The 21,337-nt window shown below is 44.0% G+C and carries 15 protein-coding genes; 14 read left to right on the forward strand and 1 reads right to left on the reverse strand.

Annotated elements, in window-relative coordinates; translation table 11 throughout:
- Window positions 1-154: 154 nt before the first annotated feature.
- The 11 genes from M72_RS10790 to fliD all read left to right on the forward strand — a co-directional run bounded on the left by M72_RS10790 (window position 155) and on the right by fliD (window position 11,527).
- Window positions 155-2,134 (forward strand): fructose-bisphosphatase class III, encoded by a 1,980-nt coding sequence (locus M72_RS10790; protein ID WP_022046477.1) that lies wholly within the window; start codon window positions 155-157, stop codon window positions 2,132-2,134.
- A 10-nt stretch (window positions 2,135-2,144) separates the two neighbouring features.
- Entirely contained in the window at window positions 2,145-2,744 is a 600-nt protein-coding gene (locus tag M72_RS10795; RefSeq protein ID WP_055068228.1) for a hypothetical protein, read from the forward strand.
- A gap of 2 nt (window positions 2,745-2,746) precedes the next feature.
- Window positions 2,747-3,427, forward strand: coding sequence for a response regulator transcription factor (locus M72_RS10800; protein WP_022046475.1), 681 nt, complete (start codon window positions 2,747-2,749; stop codon window positions 3,425-3,427).
- Window positions 3,428-4,915: a sensor histidine kinase gene (locus M72_RS10805; protein WP_055068229.1), complete on the forward strand. Its 1,488-nt coding sequence runs from the start codon at window positions 3,428-3,430 to the stop codon at window positions 4,913-4,915.
- An 86-nt stretch (window positions 4,916-5,001) separates the two neighbouring features.
- On the forward strand, window positions 5,002-5,718 hold the full coding sequence (locus M72_RS10810; protein ID WP_055068230.1) for a DUF4352 domain-containing protein: 717 nt from the start codon (window positions 5,002-5,004) through the stop codon (window positions 5,716-5,718).
- Between the two features lie 76 nt (window positions 5,719-5,794).
- Window positions 5,795-6,700 (forward strand): chemotaxis protein, encoded by a 906-nt coding sequence (locus M72_RS10815; RefSeq protein WP_055068231.1) that lies wholly within the window; start codon window positions 5,795-5,797, stop codon window positions 6,698-6,700.
- 87 nt (window positions 6,701-6,787) lie between these two features.
- On the forward strand, window positions 6,788-8,368 hold the full coding sequence (locus M72_RS10820) for a hypothetical protein (protein ID WP_055068232.1): 1,581 nt from the start codon (window positions 6,788-6,790) through the stop codon (window positions 8,366-8,368).
- Between the two features lie 52 nt (window positions 8,369-8,420).
- Complete coding sequence (gene hisH / locus M72_RS10825; RefSeq protein ID WP_022046470.1) at window positions 8,421-9,041, forward strand: imidazole glycerol phosphate synthase subunit HisH; 621 nt, start codon at window positions 8,421-8,423, stop codon at window positions 9,039-9,041.
- On the forward strand, window positions 9,041-9,802 hold the full coding sequence (hisF, locus tag M72_RS10830; RefSeq protein ID WP_055068233.1) for an imidazole glycerol phosphate synthase subunit HisF: 762 nt from the start codon (window positions 9,041-9,043) through the stop codon (window positions 9,800-9,802). Before hisH ends, hisF begins: the two co-directional genes overlap by 1 nt.
- A gap of 14 nt (window positions 9,803-9,816) precedes the next feature.
- Window positions 9,817-10,494 carry a uracil-DNA glycosylase gene (locus M72_RS10835; protein WP_022046468.1) on the forward strand — a complete coding sequence of 226 codons (678 nt, stop codon included), beginning with the start codon at window positions 9,817-9,819 and terminating at the stop codon, window positions 10,492-10,494.
- Window positions 10,495-10,756: 262 nt separating this feature from the next.
- A complete protein-coding gene (fliD, locus tag M72_RS10840) occupies window positions 10,757-11,527 on the forward strand; it encodes a flagellar filament capping protein FliD (protein WP_055068234.1) in 771 nt (256 codons plus the stop codon).
- 100 nt (window positions 11,528-11,627) lie between these two features.
- Here fliD and M72_RS10845 read toward each other — a convergent pair whose 3' ends face one another.
- Window positions 11,628-13,268, reverse strand: a complete 1,641-nt coding sequence (locus tag M72_RS10845) for an ABC-F family ATP-binding cassette domain-containing protein (protein ID WP_055068235.1) — start codon at window positions 13,266-13,268, stop codon at window positions 11,628-11,630.
- Window positions 13,269-13,431: 163 nt separating this feature from the next.
- Here M72_RS10845 and M72_RS10850 point away from each other — a divergent pair, with 163 nt between their 5' ends.
- The 3 genes from M72_RS10850 (at window position 13,432) to gpr (ending at window position 21,325) form a co-directional block, all read left to right on the forward strand.
- Window positions 13,432-16,548: a diguanylate cyclase domain-containing protein gene (locus M72_RS10850; RefSeq protein ID WP_022046464.1), complete on the forward strand. Its 3,117-nt coding sequence runs from the start codon at window positions 13,432-13,434 to the stop codon at window positions 16,546-16,548.
- Between the two features lie 128 nt (window positions 16,549-16,676).
- The gene (gene nifJ, locus M72_RS10855) at window positions 16,677-20,207 is read left to right on the forward strand and encodes a pyruvate:ferredoxin (flavodoxin) oxidoreductase (RefSeq protein ID WP_022046463.1); all 3,531 of its coding nucleotides are present in this window, start codon (window positions 16,677-16,679) and stop codon (window positions 20,205-20,207) included.
- Between the two features lie 149 nt (window positions 20,208-20,356).
- Window positions 20,357-21,325 carry a GPR endopeptidase gene (gpr, locus tag M72_RS10860; RefSeq protein WP_022046462.1) on the forward strand — a complete coding sequence of 323 codons (969 nt, stop codon included), beginning with the start codon at window positions 20,357-20,359 and terminating at the stop codon, window positions 21,323-21,325.
- Window positions 21,326-21,337: the final 12 nt, after the last annotated feature.

The following is a 21,337-nucleotide window of genomic DNA, read 5'->3' on the forward strand; positions in this document are numbered from 1 at the left end:
TATAGGATAAATACATAAAAGGGAACTGATGCGTCCGGCATACAGTTCTTTTTTTTGTTTTTTATGTGAACGAGTGCACAAAAGCAGGAAATTATGGTAAACTGTTTCATAGGAATAATGAGCGGATGTATGCTCATGAAAAGGGGTATTATAAGTGGAAAAACAACGATTACATTATTATGAACAGCTTGCAGAACTGTATCCGACGATTGGAAAAGCATCTACGGAAATTATCAATCTGCAGTCTATTTTATATCTGCCAAAAGGCACGGAACATTTTTTGTCGGATATACATGGGGAATTTAAAGCATTTTCCCACGTATTGAGAAACGGGTCTGGAGCCGTCCGCAAAAAGATTGATGACGTATTCGGGCATACGCTAAGTACGGCAGATAAGATGTCTCTGGCAACACTGATTTATTATCCACAGAAAAAAATCGAGCTAGTGCGTCAGACCGAGGACGATATCGAGAACTGGTATAAGATCACACTGTACCGGCTGATCGAGGTGTGTAAGACAGTATCTTCCAAATACACCAGATCCAAAGTGCGCAAGGCGCTGCCGGAGGATTATGCGTATGTAATCGAGGAACTGATTACGGAAAAGCAGGAGGTTTTGAATAAAGAGGCCTATTACGAGGCAATTATCAACACCATTCTGGAACTTGGGCAGGCAGATAATTTTATTGTGGCACTGGCGGAACTGGTGCAGAGGCTGGTCATTGATCATCTGCATATTCTCGGGGATGTGTATGACCGCGGTCCGTCACCGGACCGGATTATGGATCAGCTGGAACAATATCATTCGTTTGATATCCAGTGGGGGAATCACGATATGGTATGGATGGGGGCAGCAGCCGGGCAGCTTGCCTGCATTGCATCTGTGATCCGGACAAGTATCCGGTATGGGAATCTGGATCTGATTGAGGATGGTTATGGCATCAATATGGTTCCGCTTGCAACATTTGCCATGGATGCTTACCGCGATGATCCGTGCAGACAGTTTGTACTGAAAGATTCCACGGATGAGGAACGAAGCAAGAAAGAAACGCTGATGAACCGGAAAATGCATAAGGCAATTGCCATCATAAAGTTTAAACTGGAAGGACAGCTGATCCACAAATGGCCGGAGTATGGTATGGAAAACCGCTGTCTGCTGCACCGTATTAATTACGAGAACAAAACAGTGGAAATTGATGGAAAAACCTATGACATGCTGGATACCAGTTTTCCTACCATTGATCCGGAACATCCGTATGATCTGACACCTGAGGAACAGGAAGTCATGAACCGGCTGCGCACCTCGTTTATACACTGTGAGAAACTGCAGCGCCATGTACGGCTTCTGCTAAAACGAGGCAGCATGTATAAAGTCTACAACGGAAATCTGCTTTATCATGGATGTGTGCCGCTGAATCCGGATGGGACATTTAAGAAAGTAAATGTATATGGCAGGGAATACAGCGGAAAAGCACTCTATGATGTGCTGGAATCCTATGTCCGCAAGGCATTTTTCTCTCTGGATGAAAAAGAGAGGGAAAAAGGAAGGGATATCATGTGGTATATCTGGACGGCACCGGATTCTCCTTTGTACGGACGGAGTAAGATGGCAACGTTTGAGCGGTATTTTCTTGCGGACAAGTCCATGCATCATGAGAGTAAGAATGCGTATTATCATTTGTTTGACAAAGAGGAAACGGCAGATAATATACTTAAAGAATTCGGGCTGACGGGGGATTTTGTGCATATCATCAATGGTCATGTACCGGTAGAGCGCATTGCCGGCGAAAATCCGGTCAAGTGTAACGGAAAACTGATCCTGATCGACGGTGGATTTTCAAAAACATACCGGAGAAAAACGGGAATTGCAGGATATACACTGACGTACAATTCTTATGGACTGACGCTTTCTGCCCATGAACCGTTTGACTGGTCAAACGAGGCGGTAAGAGATGAATTGGATATTGTATCGCATCAGGAAGCAGTGGAATACCGGGATAAACGTATTCTGGTGGGGGATACAGACGTTGGTAAGCGCATGATGATCCGCATTGAGGAACTGAAAAAACTGATTCAGGCATATCAGGACGGCGAAATCGCCGAACGGGATGCCAGTAGTGCTTATAAATGGTAGAGGATAAGTTATGTATCAGGTAGAAGGCTACGCATTTGAAACAAAAGAACAGGAACATACAGCAAAACATGAGGTAGAGATCATCGGCTATATCCGGAAAAATACGAGAATGGATGATCCGGATATTGTGCTGGCGTTATATAACAAACTGGTGTTAAAAGAAATTTTTGTCACGCCGGTCGGATATGATTTTTTGCACAGGCTTCAGGAATATCTGTATACCATTCCCTATATCCGGAGAGAAGATATTCTTCCGATCACGGTGTATGAACCAGAAGGAATGGTTTCAAAAGAAAAAAGAAGCAAAGAGGAAATAAAGCAGAAGAAAAAAAGACAGAAAAACAAAGAGCATGTGGTCAGTAAAAACCGCCGGAAGAAGAACCGGGATTATCAGAAACTGTTTCACATCAGTACATTTTTCGCAGTTGTTTTTGCACTTGGCATCATTGGGATGCTTGTGATTACATGGCTCAGCGAAGATAATGTGACGATTTTAAACTATGAAAATAAGGTGATTGATAAATACGAAATCTGGGAAAAACAGCTGGATGAACGGGAAAGCCAGCTTGAGGAGAGGGAATTGAGACTGACGGAACAGGAGGCAGAATAGAGATGGACAAAGTGAAGATCCTTGTGGTAGATGATGAGAGCCGGATGAGGAAGCTGGTACGGGATTTTTTGACCCGGCAGAACTATGAAGTCTTAGAAGCAGCAGATGGAGAGGAAGCACTGGATATTTTTTATAAAGACAAAGCGATCGCTTTGCTGATTCTGGATGTGATGATGCCAAAGATGAACGGCTGGGAAGTCTGCAGGGAAATCCGTCAGACATCCAAAGTCCCGATCATCATGCTCACGGCCAAAAGTGATGAGAGTGATGAACTTATGGGATTTGACCTTGGGGTTGATGAATATATAACCAAACCGTTTTCACCGAAAATTCTTGTGGCGCGTGTCGAAGCGATTCTGCGCCGGACCAATAAGATCGGCGATGCGGCCGATCTTAAGACGGCAGGAGAGATTATTCTGGATAAGACGGCGCACGAGGTGAAAATTTCGGGAAATCCGGTAGAACTCAGTTTCAAGGAGTTTGAACTGCTGGAATATTTTATGAATAATCAGGGGATTGCCCTCTCGAGGGAACGCATTTTAAACAGTGTGTGGAATTATGACTATTTTGGGGATGCACGGACGATTGATACACATGTAAAAAAACTGAGAAATAAACTCGGGGCATGTGGAAGTTATATAAAAACCGTATGGGGAATGGGTTACAAGTTTGAGGTGTCCTAAATGGAAAAGAAACAAAAGACTTCCCTGACGTGGCAGCTGATTTTGACGATGGTTGTCATTGTTGCGGGAACGGTTGCGATGTGCTGGTTTTTTAATACCACCTTTTTGGAAAAATATTATATTTTTCATAAGGAAAAAGAGTTAAAAAGCAGTTTTGACCAGGTAAGGCTGATTTGTGAAAAGCAGGGGGATTCCAGTGATGATGCGTATGTGCAGTTCGAGAAAATCTGTGCAAACGGAAATATCAATATGCTTATTGCAGATCAGGACAGAAACCTGATATGGAGTTCCTACAGCAGTGCACAGCGTTTTCAGATGCAGATGGAGGACTGGCTGTATGGAAGTGACCGCAGCCGTGTGCAGGTGCTTTCATCCGGAAAGGATTATACGCTGCTTCGGCAGACCGATGAACGGCTGCAGTCGGAGTATCTGGTTCTTCTGGGAACTTTAAAAAATGGAAACAATCTTTACATGCGTGCGGCTGTGGAAAGCATTCGGGAAAGTGCGAGCATAACAAACCAGTTTTTTGTAATGGTGAGCACGGGAGCCATCATCTTAAGTGTGATTCTGATCATCGTTCTCTCGAAAGGAATTTCCCATCCGATCCATGCCTTATCCGATATTGCAAGAAGGATGACACAGCTGGATTTTGATGCAAAGTATATACCGGTACGTCATGTGAGCCGGGAGATTGATGAACTTGGAAATTCCATGAATGAATTGTCGGAGACACTGGAAGAGACGATTTCGGAACTAAAGACAGCAAACGTCAGCCTGCAGCAGGATATCGAGAAAAAAGAACAGATCGATGAAATGAGAAAAGAATTTCTTTCGAATGTTTCACACGAGCTGAAAACACCGCTGGCACTCATACAGGGATATGCGGAAGGATTAAAAGAATGCATCAATGATGATGCGGAGAGCCGTGATTTTTACTGTGATGTGATTATGGATGAATCGGAAAAGATGAATCATATGGTAAAGCAGCTGCTGACACTCAATCAGCTGGAGTTTGGCAATGATACCGTGGAAATGACACGGTTTGATATCACGGAGCTGATTGACGGCGTGATCCAGTCTGCATCCATCATGGCGGCACAAAAACAGGTGAATATCGAATTTTACAGGGAAGGTCCGGTATATGTCTGGGGGGATGAGTTTAAGGTGGAAGAGGTGATTACGAATTTCCTGACCAATGCCATGAACCATGCGGCAGGAGAAAAAAAGATTACCATTCGTTTTCAAAAACATGACCATCTGGTACGCACGAGTGTGTTTAATACCGGTGACCCGATTCCCGAAGAGGATCTTGACAAGATCTGGGTGAAATTCTATAAAGTAGACAAAGCAAGAACACGTGAATATGGTGGAAGCGGAATCGGATTGTCCATTGTCAAGGCAATCATGGATTCTTTTCATCAGAAATGCGGTGCAGTCAATCACCCGGACGGTGTGGAGTTTTGGATGGAATTGGAGACCAATAATTAATGCAAAGAAAAGATTGTCTTATTTTTCAGAATATGATACCATAAAACATAGATTATAGGGCAAAAGTGACAAGAGGGTAAAAGAGTATGAAAAAGAAAATAAGTCTGCCTGTGATGGCAGTGTCAGCAATACTCCTGTTGGGAGGCTGTGGAACCCAGATGTATGATTTGTCAGAGGACGAAGAAAATCTGGTCGTGCAGTATTCGGCGCATATTCTTGCAAAGTATAATATTGAGCAGAAAGACGGAATGACAGCCGCTTCATCCGAAGAGACACAGGAAACACAAAAACAGGACAGCCAGATGCCGGAGAGCCAGAATACCCAGAGTGCGGACAACAACATGGCGTCAGATGCCACGGGAGAAACCCAGACACAGGAGATGGAGACGATGCCGATCGCCGAGGCAATCGGACATGCATCGGGTCTGACCGTTTCTTACAAAGGATACAGGGTTCAGAATATCTATCAGGAGGGAGACTATTTTGCAGTAACTCCTGAGGATGGAAACAAACTTGTTGTGATGAAGTTTGAAATTAAAAATAAGGGGAAGAAAAAGGTCAGGCTGGATACAGAAAAACTCGGTATTACATTTTATGCATGTTTTGACGGAAAAAACAGGATAAAGGAGACTGCTTCGCTCGGAACCAGAAGTCTTTCCTCTTATGGGGAAACCATCAGGGGCGGAAAGAAGAAAACAGCGGTTTTACTGTTTCAGATTCCGAAAGACCAGGCTGATAAAATTTCGGGTGAGACACTGTATGCAGAAATAAAAGATACAATTTATTCTCTGAAATACAAATAAATGCCCCCAAATTTTACAAAATATGATATAATAAACATAAGGGATTACCAATACAGAAAAGTGCGGGAGGACGTATATGGATACAAATATTCTGTTAGAGTCAGGGACGAACGAATTAGAAATTTTAGAGTTTACATTAGGAGATAATCATTACGGAATCAACGTGGCAAAGATCAGGGAGATTTTGTCATACCAGAAGGTTACTCCTGTACCGAATACACATCCGAGCGTAGAAGGCATTTTTATGCCGCGCGAGGTGATGATTACGGTCATCAATCTGAAAAAGTGTCTTGGCATGGAGGATGATGGACAGGAAGGTCTGTTTATTATCACGAATTTTAATAAACTTGATGTGGCATTTCATGTGGATCAGGTGGTAGGAATTCACCGTGTATCATGGAATGAGATCATCAAACCGGATTCTACGATTAATGGAGAAGACGGAAGTGTTGCAACTGGTGTGATCAAGATGGACGGAAAACTGGTTGTTATTCTTGACTTTGAGGCAATTGTATCATCCATCAGTCCGGAAACCGGTCTTAGGGTCAATGATATTGAACAGATCGGGGAGAGAAGCCGGAGCGAGGATCCAATTCTGATTGCAGAGGATTCTCCGTTGCTGAGCAGTCTGATTACGGACTGCCTGAAAAAAGCAGGATACGAAAAACTGATTGTTACATGTAATGGAAAGGAAGCATGGGACAAGATTCAGGAATTTGAAAAGGCGGGGACATTGGACGAGAACGTTCATTGTGTCATTACCGATATTGAAATGCCCCAGATGGACGGACATCGTCTTACGAAGCTGATCAAATCAGATGACAAACTGAAACATCTTCCGGTTATCATTTTCTCCTCTCTTGTAAATGAGGAAATGAGAAGAAAAGGGGAGTCGCTTGGTGCAGATGCACAGCTGACCAAACCTGAAATCGGAAGTCTTGTAGATGCCATTGATGAATTACTTGCAAAGAGAAACAAATAAATTCCGGCAAAACAGTAAGGGGTGTGATGGCTTCATCACATCCCTTTGCAGGTTTATGGAATAAACAGATGGAATGGAGAAAAACACATGGGAGACCACTCATCGGAAAATTATCTGGATCAATTATTAAATTCCATGCATGGAGAAGAAACGGAACATCCGAAGGAACAGCAGGCAGCAAAACAGGTTCTGAGAGATGATTTTGAAAAGCAATTGTTTGGAGAAGAAGAAACGAAGGAAAAGGCAAAAGCGAAAAATGAAGAAGATTTTTTGAGGGAGTTTGAGGAAGAACTGCTCAAGGAAGATATTCCGGAGTATACCGAGAGCCTGAATCAAAAAAAACAGGAAGAAAAAGCCACACAGATTGACGCTTCCCTGGATGATCTGCTCGATAATATTCCACAGGATGATTTTTCGACAGGGGATGCAGCAAAGGAAGAAGAAACCGGTTTTCAGGGGAAAAGTCCGTTGGAAACTGCAATACCACCCGATGAGGATGATTTCGAGGTGAATACACTTGATGATGCAGTCGGAACGTTTGACAGCAATCTGCCAAAAGAAGAGGATGGAGAACTGGATCTGTCAGGGCTTTCGGATTCGGATCTTATGGATATGCTTTCCGGAGATCAGGATTTATCGGATCTGGGGGATATGCTTTCTTCTGATCAAGATGGAAAACCTTTGGAAGAAACTGATTCCATCGGTGATTTTGCAAGATCGGAAATGAATCCGCAGGAAGAAGTGGCAGATAAGATTCCAGAACTTACAGAGCAGGAAGACATACCGGCACAGGCAGAAGAAACCGCTTCCAATGGGAAAAATAAAAAAAAGAAAAAGAATAAGAAAGAGAAAAAAGAGAAAGAAGGCGGCTTCTGGCAGAAACTTTCCCGGATTATTTTCGGAGAGGATGATGAGGAAGAAAAGCAGGCGGTTGACATCGGAAATACACAGGGAGCGGATGTCAGTGAACTTTCGGAGGAAAACCAGCAGATCTTAAAGGAACTTGAAGGTACAGGCGGTGATGCCGGAAGGGAACCGGAAAAGAAAAAGGAAAAACCGAAAAAAGAGAAAAAACCGAAGAAAGAAAAGAAGCCCAAACAGCCAAAACCGCCGAAACCGAAAAAGGAGAAAAAACCTAAGGAAGTGGATAACACACCGCCGCTGCCAAAGGGACCGGTGATTGCGATTGTTCTTATGGCAGTGTCATTGTTTGCATTTGTCATGATTGTGACAAATCTTTTGGGGTATCAGGCAAACTTAAGTCAGGCAAAGGAAAAATATGAGCAGGGTTCTTATGTGGAGGCATACCGTAAGCTGCAGGGGCTTTCGATCAAGGAGCGCGATGAAAAGCTTTATCATCAGCTGGCAACTCTTGCTGCTGTCTCGGAAAAGTATCAGGCATATCTCGTATTTGATAATTACGGTTCAAAAATTGATGCACTTGATGCACTGGTATGTGCATATGGGCGTTATGACCTGAACCAGAAAAATGCCAAAGAGTATGGCTGTGAAGATCAGCTTGAGAAGATCGGAGGAAAGATTATCAAAGCACTGCTGAAAGATTATGATATGACAGGGGATGAGGCACTGGATATCTACCAGACCAGAAAGCGGGATGATTATACGGTAAAATTGCATCAGAAGCTGAAAGAACTTGGGCTGGGATAAAAAAATAGCAGAAAGTAAGGCAGGAGACTGTTAATTTAGGAGTAAGACCTATATGATTGCAATAATAGACTACAACGCTGGAAATTTAAAAAGCGTGGAAAAAGCATTGCATTTTCTCGGAGAAGACTGTGTGATCACACGTAATTTTCACGAGATTGAGACCGCAGACAAAGTGATTCTTCCGGGAGTCGGTGCATTTGGCGATGCGATGGAACAATTGAAAAAATACGAGCTGGACAAGGTGATTCATCAGGTGACAGCGGAAAATAAGCCATTTCTTGGCATCTGTCTGGGACTGCAGCTTCTCTTTGAGGGAAGCGATGAGAGTCAGGGTGTAGAGGGACTCCATGTGCTGGACGGACAGATTCTGCGGATTCCGGATCAGTCGGGACTTAAGATTCCGCACATCGGGTGGAATTCTCTGCATTTACAGAATGACGGAAGACTTTTTGCTGGGCTGGAGGAAAATCCGTATGTATATTTTGTACATTCCTATTATCTGAAAGCAGCGGATGAACAGATAGTGAAAGCAACCACACAGTACAGTACGACAATTCATGCATCGGTAGAATCCGGAAATACATTTGCATGTCAGTTTCATCCGGAAAAGAGCGGTACGGTTGGACTTTCGATTTTGAAAAATTTTGCAAAGCTGCAGGGAGGAAATGCATAGTGTTTACGAAGAGAATTATTCCTTGTCTGGATGTGAATGACGGACGTGTGGTAAAAGGCATTAACTTTGTGAATTTAAGAGATGCCGGAGATCCGGTAGAGGTCGCAGCAGCTTACGACAAGGCGGGCGCAGATGAAGTAGTCTTTCTGGATATTACCGCATCTTCCGATCACCGTGCAACGGTGGTAGACATGGTGCGTAAGGTTGCAGAGAAGGTGTTTATCCCGTTTACGGTAGGCGGTGGTATCCGTACGGTGGAGGATTTTAAGGTACTGCTTCGGGAAGGTGCCGACAAGATTTCCATTAATTCTTCCGCAATCAATACACCGGAGCTGATTGGAAATGCAGCGGACAAGTTTGGCAGCCAGTGTGTGGTAGTCGCCATTGATGCCAGACGAAGAGAGGATGGAAGCGGCTGGAATGTTTACAAAAACGGCGGTCGTATTGATACCGGGCTTGACGCTGTAGAATGGGCAATGAAAGCTAACAGACTTGGTGCGGGAGAAATTCTTCTGACCAGCATGGACTGCGATGGAACAAAGGCAGGGTATGATATTGAACTGACCAGACAGATTGCAGACAATGTTTCCATTCCAGTGATTGCATCCGGTGGTGCGGGCACAAAAGAACATTTTTATGAGGCCCTGACAGAGGGACATGCAGATGCAGCACTGGCAGCGTCCCTGTTTCATTATAAGGAGCTGGAGATCAGGGATCTGAAAAACTATCTGGCAGACCGCGGTGTCTCCGTGCGTAGATAGGAGTGAATGAAATTATGGCAATGATAACAAACGACTGGCTTCCGGCAGTCCGTGAGGAATTCGCCAAACCATATTACCGGCAGCTGTATCAGTTTGTGAAAGAAGAGTATAGCCGCACGGTTGTGTATCCGCCGGCAGAGGATATTTTTAATGCACTGCATTTTACACCGCTTAGTGAGGTAAAAGTACTGATTCTGGGACAGGACCCGTATCACAATGAACATCAGGCACATGGTCTTTCGTTTTCTGTCCTTCCGGATCAGAAAGAAATTCCGCCATCTCTGCAGAATATTTATAAAGAACTGCAGGATGATCTGGGGTGTAAAATTCCAAACAACGGCTATCTGAAAAAATGGGCAGATCAGGGTGTACTGCTTTTGAATACCGTGCTTACGGTGCGGGCGCATCAGGCAAATTCCCATCAGGGAAGAGGATGGGAGCAGTTTACGGATGCGATCATTCAGGCAGTGAATGCGCAGGATCGTCCGATTGTGTATATGTTGTGGGGACGTCCGGCGCAGAGCAAAATACCGATGCTTACAAATCCAAAGCACCTGATCTTAAAGGCACCGCATCCAAGTCCGCTTTCCGCGTATCGCGGGTTCTTTGGATGCAGACATTTCAGTCAGGCAAATCAGTTTCTAAAAGAACATGGAATCGAGCCGATTGACTGGCAGATAGAAGACATTTAAGAAATTTCTTGATAAAAAGAGGAGTGCCCCATTGTCCAATGGACAATGGGGCGAATTATGAAAAAATAACAAGTTAGTAACTTTGCTTTCTTTTATGTTCTTATAATAGCATCTGATTGTGAATAAAATATGAACAAAACGAAAAGAAATTGTTATCTTTTCGTAATTATAACCAAAATACGGAAAAATACCACAAAAGTATTGTAAAAACAGTGAAAAAGCGATAGGATAAAAGAAAGAATTGTGTGAAAGAGGTGATACTATGAGAGGAATTTCGATGTATGATTCATCGTCAGTAAGTACTTTATTTTCCAGTCTGGGTTCTTCGAAAAGCACAGGAAGTGGCCTGTTTGGAATCAATTTAAGTGAGTATGCAAGTATTCGCAGTGGTTCTTATGGCAAATTAATGCGCTCTTATTTTTCAATGGATTCCACGAAGGGCACCTCGAAGTCGGATGACAGCACCAAAAATACGATCGAGGATCTGGCCACGACCACATCAACGTCAAAAGACAGTACCAAGACGCTGGCTGCGATAGAGTCCGATGCCAAGGAACTGACAGACTCTGCCAAGGCATTGTATACCCGCAGTAACAACAAGGTGTTTACAAAGGATTCCGGGGGCAGCTACGATACGGACAAGATCTACAAAGCAGTAAAGAGTTTTGCGGATGATTACAACTCCATGCTGGATACAGCCGGCAAGTCATCGACGAACCGCATTTCCCGGTCGGTAAGTTCTATGAAAAATGAGACTTCTTACAATGAGAAACCCTTAAAGGAAATAGGAATTACGGTCGATGAAAAGACCGGCAAGCTGTCGGTGGATGAGACAACGTTTAAGAGTGCGGACACAGAGAAAATAAAGAACCTGTTCAATGGAACCGGTTCCTACGCATACAGTGTGGCAACAAAGGCAGCCATGACAGAGTCCTATGCAAAGTCAGAAGCCGCAAAATCCAATACATATACGAAGAATGGCACGTATAATTACAATTATAACAGCGGAAATATTTTTACAGATATGTTTTAAATAGTTGAAAATGAGTTTTCGAAATGCAGGAAACCCTCTTTGCTGGACAGACCAGCAGAGAGGGTTTCCTGTTTTTACCAAACAGACAGAGGGTAACAGATTAATCATCTGCCTCCTCATCTGCAGTTGTATTGTATACCTGACGTTTTCTTGCCATAACATCACTTTCGAGATATTCGTCATAAGTAGAAACCTTGTCTACCATGCTTCCATCCGGAAGAAACTCGATGATGCGGTTCGCAGTTGTCTGTACGACCTGATGGTCACGGCAGGCAAACAGGATGACACCAGGGAATTTGATCATACCATTATTCAATGCGGTGATGGATTCCATATCCAGGTGGTCTGTCGGCTCATCAAAGATTAAAACGTTGCTTCCCATGATCATCATGCGGGAGAGAAGGACACGGACTTTTTCTCCACCGGAGAGGACACGCATCTTTTTTACACCATCTTCACCGGCAAAAAGCATACGGCCGAGGAAACCGCGGACATAAGTTGCGTCTTTGATCTCGGAGTATTGGGTCAGCCAGTCGACGATCAGCTCATCGGAATCAAAGATGGCGGTATTATCCTTCGGGAAATAAGACTGGCTTGTTGTAACTCCCCATTTGTAAGATCCTTCATCCGGTTCCATTTCCCCGGCGAGAATTTTAAACAATGTTGTCTTTGCAAGCTCATTTCCACCGACAAAGGCGATTTTGTCATCGTGTCCGACAATAAAGGAAATGTTGTCAAGAACTTTTACACCGTCAATGGTTTTACTGATTCCGTCTACGGTCAGAACTTCATTTCCAATTTCACGGTTTGGACGGAAATCAATGTACGGATATTTACGGCTGGAAGGACGGATGTCATCTAGCTGGATTTTTTCCAGGGCACGCTTACGGGAAGTTGCCTGCTTGGATTTGGAAGCATTTGCAGAGAAACGGGAGATAAACTCCTGCAGCTCTTTGATTTTTTCTTCCTTTTTCTTGTTGGCTTCTTTCATCTGACGGACAAGAAGCTGGCTGGATTCATACCAGAAATCGTAGTTTCCGGCATACAGCTGAATTTTGCCGTAATCCATATCTGCAATGTTGGTGCAGACTTTGTTTAAGAAATAACGGTCATGGGAAACCACGATAACCGTGTTTTCAAAGTTGATCAGAAATTCTTCTAACCATGCGATGGCATCAAGATCCAGGTGGTTGGTCGGCTCATCGAGAAGAAGAATGTCCGGGTTGCCAAACAGTGCCTGCGCAAGAAGTACTTTGACTTTTGCGGCACCCGGCAGGTCTGCCATCTGTGTGTAGTGATCCTCGGTCGGAATTCCAAGACCGTTTAACAGGGTGGCAGCATCGGATTCGGCATTCCAGCCGTCCATGTCTGCAAATTCTGCTTCAAGTTCACTGGCGCGGATACCATCCTCATCGGAAAAATCTTCTTTCATGTAGATGGCATCTTTTTCTTTCATGATGTCATACAGACGTTTATTTCCCATGATAACCGTGTCGAGTACGGTATACTCATCATACTTGAAGTGGTCCTGCTGCAGGAAAGACAGACGCTGTCCCGGTGTGATGACAATGTCACCGCTGGTTGGCTCTAACTGCCCGGATAAAATTTTTAAAAAGGTAGATTTGCCGGCACCGTTTGCACCGATCAAACCGTAACAGTTCCCCTCGGTAAACTTTACGTTTACATCTTCGAAAAGGGCTTTTTTGCCTAATCTTAAAGTAATGTTATTTGCACTAATCATACGAAAACCTCATTGCTTTACTTAATATGTCTATGATAAAATCACAAATTCTATTATAAACATGACATGGGATATATTTCAAGAAGAAAAACGCTTTCTTGTTGGAAATGTATAGAAATAATGATATAATGGAGAAAGAATTGAACGAAATTGGGGCAAAGCTATGGATTATAGGGAATTTATACAGTTGGATCTGCCTGTCGCAGTTGCAATTGTCAGTTGTGGGGCAGACTGGAGAGTGGAAGAGGCAAACGCAGAGTTTACGGATGTACTTGGATACACGGAAAAGGAACTGCGGGAAACCAGACCACAAAAAATGGTATATGACGAAGATTATGCAAATCTGGTCAGTGTATTGGAAAATGTTGTCCGGACACATGACAACGGAAAAATGCAGCTTCGTATCGTACGCCCCGATGGGAAAACCCGGTGGGTGGAGATGCGGTGCAGTGTTCTGGCACATTACGATGTAAAACCATATGTGGTTTTATTTTTATGGGATATTGATGAGGAAAAAAGACGGGAAGAACATCAGAAACTGTTGAACCAGAAATATGAGCTGATGGAACAGCTGTCTTTGGAATATCCGTTTGATCTGGATGTGGAAAACTGGACGATGCTGCGCTCGTACCGGCTGATGGAACTGAGGGGACAATACGATTATTCCGAACAATATTTTCCGGTGGATGAAGAAGTTCTGACACTCTGTCCACCGGATCAGGAGCTTTTTCTGAAGGCTATGAAAGAAGCTGCCACAGAGGAAAAAACCGGAAGTATGGATACAAGGTTTAATATCCATACGGAAAATGAGACACCGAAATATCTCTGGTTTAGAACTTATTACAAGAGCATTGCAGACCATAATGGACGGATCACCCGGATTATCGGAAGAAGTTTTAATATTGATGAAGATAAGAATCTTCAGGAAGAAGTGCGGAGAGATCCGCTGACGAAACTGCTCAACAAGCTGGAAATCCAAAGGGAGACCGATGCATTTCTGGAAGGAGCAGAAGACGGAACCCATGTATTGTTTCTGATTGATATTGATAATTTTAAAGGTGTCAATGATAATTTCGGGCATACATTCGGTGATACCGTAATCGTAGATGTTGCAAATATTATCAAATCTTTTTTCCGCAACAATGATCTGACCGGAAGGGTCGGTGGGGATGAATTCCTTGTGCTGATGAAGAACACAACACTCGAGAAGGCAAAGGAACGTGCCGGAAATCTTGGAGAAGCACTCTGCAAAGTTTATACGGGGGGCTCCATTCACTACAGGATCTCGGCAAGTATTGGTCTGGCCGCCTGTAACGGTGGGGATGGAAATACATACAGTTCCCTGTTTGAAAAAGCGGATCATGCCATGTATCGTACCAAGCAGGGGGGCAAAAATGGATATGAGATTGCCGGTGCAAAAGATGTGGGAATGATCAGAAACGGAATCAAAAACATTGAGCGGCGGGAAAACATGGGCGCAGAAGACCGTGAATTCCTTGCATTTTCCATCAGTCTTATGGCGCACGCCAAAAATATAGACGGGTCGCTGAATATGCTTTTAAACAGGATTACGGAAAGATACCAGCTGGATCTTGTTATGGTATTTGAGGATAACACCGAAAATGACGGAATGGTCATGACCAATTATTTTGGAAATAATTTCTCTTTTTATGGGAAAAGTGCGTTTCCAAAGAAAAGTCCTTCACTAAAGGAACTACAGCCAGGGGAGTATATGATAGTTAAAAATTCGCGGAGCAATTTTGCAACGGGGATGGGAAAGTATCTTAAGTCAACGGATACATACAACGAAAAAGCTCCGTTTTCTGCTGTGGTTGGAAAATTTGAATATGTTGGGGGCTGTACAGGGGAAGTAATTTATGTGTCACTGGACGAAGAACGGCAGTGGCAGCCGGGAGAGTTGGAAATTTTTCAGGAACTGACCCGTATGATGGCTATTTTTGTGTCCCTGCGCTATCGGGTCGCGGAAAGCCGGGAACAGATCAGTTCCATCCAGAAAAAAGATCCGCTGACAGGGCTGTACAATCAGGAGGCATTCCGTGAAGCGGTGGTTGAAATTCTGGCACATTCCAAGCCGGATGAAGTATATGCCATTGAGTATATGGATATCAATAATTTTGGATATATCAATGAAAATTATGGCTATAAAGTAGGGGACAGTGTCCTTAAAATGTTTGCACAGGATATCTTTATGCAGGAGTATTTCCGTGCAGGCTGCCGTTTGTATTCGGATTTTTTTCTGCTTCTGATTGCAGATGAAAGTCAGGAAAAAATGATCGATCGTCTGCACAACAGAAATAAAAGATTTTCCAATATGCAGAATCACAGGTATCCAAACAGTGGAATGGGGATATCGGCAGGGGTATATATTCTGGAAGACAATAAAATGGACATCGAGTTTGCGATCGAAAATGCCAATCTTGCATGGAAAAATGCAAAAAATACCGGGAAGAGGGATATTACCCTGTATAATCCTTCCCTGCGTATCCAGCGTACCGAGGAGCAAAAAATAGTCGGGGAATTTTATGAGGCATTATACCGGGATGATTTCCAGATGTATCTGCAGCCAAAGTTTATTTTACGTGACCGGAGTGTTTATGGGGCAGAAGCACTGGCACGATGGAAACGTCCGGATGGAAAGATTCTTCCGCCGGGAATGTTTATTGATTCTCTCGAAAAAATAGGATATATCACAGAGCTTGATTTTTATATTTATGAGGAAGTGTTAAAAACTCTCGAAAAATGGGACAAGCAGCACCGGAGAAAAATTGTGATTTCAACCAATTTTTCCGGGCGTCATTTTGAGTCGGACGGAGAGGAATTTTTAAACCGTATCCAGCATGTGCTTTCCAAATACAGTGTCCGTCCGGAGTATATAGAAATTGAGGTGACAGAGGGCGTACTTGTAAAAAATGTAGCAGTCCTTGAAAAGTGTATGAACCGGCTGCACGAGATTGGATTCCGTGTGGCAATTGATGATTTCGGAACAGGATATTCTTCACTTTCCGTACTTGCAGATATGCCTGCAGACGTCATAAAAATTGACAAAAGTTTTATTAATAAAGGCATGACGGAACAAAAGAAAAATCTTCTTTACGAAATCGGCCGTATGGTAAAGATTTTACATAAAGATATTATTATAGAGGGGGTGGAAACGGAGGAACAGGAGCAGTTCCTCAAAGAAGGTGGATTCACCTGCGGACAGGGATATTTATGCAATTGTCCGGTTCCGATTGGCGACTTTGAAAAGATGTATTTGTAAAAAAACAAGAAATGCTGTCGCTATCGCTTGATTTTTGGGTGCATTCATCCTATATTATTTAGTTAGAAGACATTCTGATTCAATGTTTTTTATGTTTGAACTTTAATTAAAAATAGGAGGACTAATTCATGAAACGTTCAATGAAAACCATGGATGGAAACCATGCAGCAGCACACGCTTCTTATGCGTTTACTGATGTTGCAGCAATCTATCCTATTACTCCTTCATCTGTTATGGCTGAGGCTACAGATGAGTGGGCAACCGCTGGTCGTAAGAACATTTTCGGACAGACCGTTCAGGTTACAGAAATGCAGTCTGAGGCTGGTGCAGCCGGTACTGTACACGGATCTCTTGCAGCTGGTGCATTAACAACTACTTACACAGCATCCCAGGGTCTGTTACTTATGATCCCGAACCTGTACAAAGTAGCTGGTGAGAGACTTCCGGGCGTATTCAACGTATCCGCTCGTTGTGTTGCTACACATGCACTGAACATCTTCGGTGATCACTCTGATGTATATGCTTGCCGTCAGACAGGTGTTGCAATGCTTTGTGAGTCATCCGTACAGGAAGTTATGGACTTAACTCCGGTTGCTCATTGCGCAGCAATCAAGGGAAGAATTCCATTCATCAACTTCTTCGATGGATTCCGTACATCTCACGAAATTCAGAAGATCGAGACATGGGATTATGAAGATCTGAAAGATATGGTAGATATGGATGCAGTTGATGCTTTCCGTAAGAATGCATTAAATCCAAATCATCCGGTAGAAATGGGATCTGCACAGAACCCTGACATCTTCTTCCAGTCAAGAGAAGCTTGCAACTCTACATACGACGAGCTGCCTGCAATCGTACAGGAATATATGGACAAGGTAAATGCCAAGATCGGCACAGACTACAAGCTGTTCAACTACTACGGAGCTGCTGATGCTGACCGTGTCATCATTGCTATGGGTTCTGTATGTGAGACCATCGATGAGACCATCGATTACTTAATGGCAAAGGGCGAGAAGGTCGGTGTTGTTAAGGTTCGTCTTTACAGACCATTCGTAAAGGAAGCTTTAATCGAGGCTATTCCGGATACTGTTAAGAGAATTGCAGTATTAGACAGAACAAAAGAGCCAGGTTCTCTTGGTGAGCCATTATACTTAGATGTAGTTGCTGCATTAAAGGGATCTAAGTTCGATCAGGTTACAATTACAAGCGGACGTTACGGATTAGGATCTAAGGATACTACTCCTGGACAGATCATCGCTGTATACAACAACACAGAGAAGCCAAGATTTACAATCGGTATTACTGATGATGTTACAAATCTTTCTCTTGAAGTTAAGGAGAATCCTGTTACTACACCAGAAGGAACAACAAACTGTAAGTTCTGGGGTCTTGGTGCAGATGGTACAGTAGGTGCCAACAAGAACTCCATCAAGATCATTGGTGACAACACAGATATGTACGCTCAGGCATACTTTGATTATGACTCCAAGAAGTCCGGTGGTGTTACAATTTCCCACTTACGTTTTGGACATTCTCCAATCCGTTCCACATACCTGATCTCTCAGGCAAACTTCGTAGCATGTCACTGTACAGCATACATCTACAAGTACAACATGGTTCAGGATCTGGTACCGGGCGGTACATTCCTGTTCAATACACAGTGGACAGTTGATGAACTGGATGAGAAGTTACCGGGTCAGGTAAAGAGATACATCGCAGAGAACAACATCAACTTCTACATCATCGACGGTGTAAAGATCGGTAAAGAGATCGGTCTTGGAAACCGTATCAACACTGTACTTCAGTCAGCATTCTTCTCTCTGACAAAGCTGATTCCGGAAGAGGAAGTTATCAAGCTTATGAAGGACGCAGCTACAAGATCTTATGCTAAGAAGGGTGACGATGTCGTTAAGATGAACCACGACGCAATCGATGCCGGTGCTACAGCATACGTTAAGGTAGATGTTCCAGAGAGCTGGAAGAACTGCACAGATGATGATTACTCTGTAGAAGTTAAGGGAGACAACAAGGAAGTTGTTGACTTCGTTAAGGATATTCAGCAGAAAGTCAACGGACAGCAGGGTAACACAATTCCTGTATCTGTTGTTAAGAAATACGAGACAGGCTGGACTCCATCCGGTACAGCAGCATACGAGAAGCGTGGTGTTGCAACAGACGTTCCTGTATGGGATGCTACCAAGTGTATCGAGTGTAACCAGTGTTCTTATGTATGTCCTCATGCAGCAATCCGTCCAGTCGCTATGACAGAGGCTGAGGCAGCTAAGGCTCCGGAAGGAATGCAGATGAAGGATCTCAACCAGATGCCAGGTTACAAGTTCGCAATCGTTGTTTCCGCATTCGACTGTACAGGATGTGGTTCTTGTGTAAACGTATGTCCTGATAAGGTACAGGCTATCACAATGACCGGATTCGAGGCACATGAGGATGAGCAGAAGTACTTCGATTACGCAGTATCTCTTGAGGATAAGGAAGATGTTATCGAGAAATTCAAACTTAACTCTGTTAAGGGATCTCAGTTCCGTCAGCCATTACTTGAGTTCTCCGGAGCTTGTGGTGGATGTGGTGAGACACCTTACGCTAAGTTAATTACCCAGTTATTCGGTGACAGAATGTACATTGCAAATGCAACTGGATGTTCTTCTATCTGGGCAAACTCTTCACCTTCTACACCTTATACAACAAACAAGAAGGGTCATGGTCCTGCATGGTCTAACTCACTGTTCGAAGATGCAGCAGAGTTTGGTTATGGTATGTTACTTGCTCAGAGAGCAATCCGTGACAGATTAAAGAACGAGCTGGATGAGATCGCAGCTAACACAGATAAGGCTGATGTTAAGGATGCCATCAAGGAGTGGAATGATACATTCGCTTCCGGTATCGAGAACGGACCAGCTACAGAGAAGTTAGTAGCAGCATTAGAGGCTTGCGGATGCGATGCTTCCAAGAATATATTAAAAGAGAAAGATTTCCTCGCTAAGAAGTCTCAGTGGATCTTCGGTGGTGATGGATGGGCATACGACATCGGATTCGGTGGTGTAGACCATGTATTAGCATCCGGTAAGGATATCAACGTAATGGTATTCGATACTGAGGTTTACTCAAATACAGGTGGACAGTCTTCTAAGTCTACTCCTACAGGTGCGATCGCACAGTTCGCTGCCGGTGGTAAAGAGACAAAGAAGAAGGATCTTGCCGGTATCGCAATGAGCTATGGTTATGTATATGTAGCACACATCTCTATGGGTGCTGATATGAATCAGTGTGTTAAGGCTCTTGCAGAGGCAGAGGCTTATCCGGGACCATCACTGATCATTGCTTACGCTCCATGTATCAACCATGGTATCAAGAAGGGTATGAGCAAGGCTCAGACCGAGGAGAAGTTAGCTGTTGAGTCCGGATACTGGTTCAACTTCCGTTACAACCCAACACTTGCTGCAGAAGGCAAAGATGCATTCTCATTAGACAGCAAGGAGCCTACAGGCGATTATCAGGCATTCTTAAAGGGTGAGAACCGTTATGCATCTCTTGCGAAGTTCAACCCGGAGAGAGCTGCTGAGTTATTTGCAAAGGCTGAGAAGAACTCTAAGGATGAGTATGACCACTTAAAGAAGTTAGTAACTCTTTACGCTGGTAAATAATTGATCCGGAAACAGAGGAATACAGATAAACCGCAGGGACGAATGTCCCTGCGGTTTTTAATTTCAGGCATAAAAAAATCTATGCCGTACATACTATCTCCAGAAACCATTTCTGCAAAAATGCATATGGTAAAAGGGGAGGAAGAGGCATGTTGGAAAATAGTTATCCGATCCGCACGGATCTGGCACTCGAATCACAGGAGCGGCTGCAGGAAGACCAGGCAGATATGCGCGGCATCCGTGTTCTGGAAGAACGGCGGGAAAATGGAGTGATTGTCAGTACCGTGATGATCGAGACCGAGAATGCATCCGTTGCGATGGGAAGGCCAAAGGGGACGTACATTACGATCGAGGCGCCGGAGATGATCGAGGAAGATGCCGGATACCACAGGGATATTTCTTTGGAGCTGGCAAAGATCATGCGGAATCTTCTGCCGGGAAAAGAGATTGAAAAAAATTTAAAAAAGGGGCTGGAAGTCGCGGCACTGGTTGTCGGACTGGGCAACCGGGAAGTGACGCCCGATGCGCTGGGACCGAGAGTGGTGGATAATTTATTTATCACCCGCCATATCCTGAATGAATTCGGAAAGTACGCATTCCAGAGAGAAGATGTGGGAAAAGTCAGCGGAATCGTGCCGGGGGTTATGGCGCAGACCGGTATGGAATGTGTGGAGATCTTAAAGGGTGTGGTAAAAGAGACGAAACCGGATTTTCTGATCACGGTCGATGCGTTGGCGGCAAGAAGCATCCGGCGGCTGGGACGGACGATCCAGCTGACGGATACGGGAATCACGCCGGGAAGCGGAATCGGCAATCACCGCAATGCCATCAACCGCAAAAGTGTGGGCGTTCCCGTGATTTCTCTCGGTGTACCGACGGTCGTGGATGCGGCAACGATTGTCTCGGATGCCATGACGGAATTTATTTCCGCATTATCGCTTTCGGATCTGCAGAAGCTGGATGAGAGGGAGCGGCAGGAACTGGCAAGGGAACTGCTCTCGCCACAGCTGAATGGTCTTTTTGTCACACCGAAAAACATTGATGACTCGATCAAAAATTTAAGTTTTCTGATTTCGGAGGGACTCAATATTGCGCTTCTGGGAGATAAAGAGGAATAGGGACAAAAGAAA

The sequence above is a fragment of the Roseburia faecis genome (assembly GCF_001406815.1).
Classification (GTDB): Bacteria; Bacillota; Clostridia; order Lachnospirales; family Lachnospiraceae; genus Roseburia; species Roseburia faecis.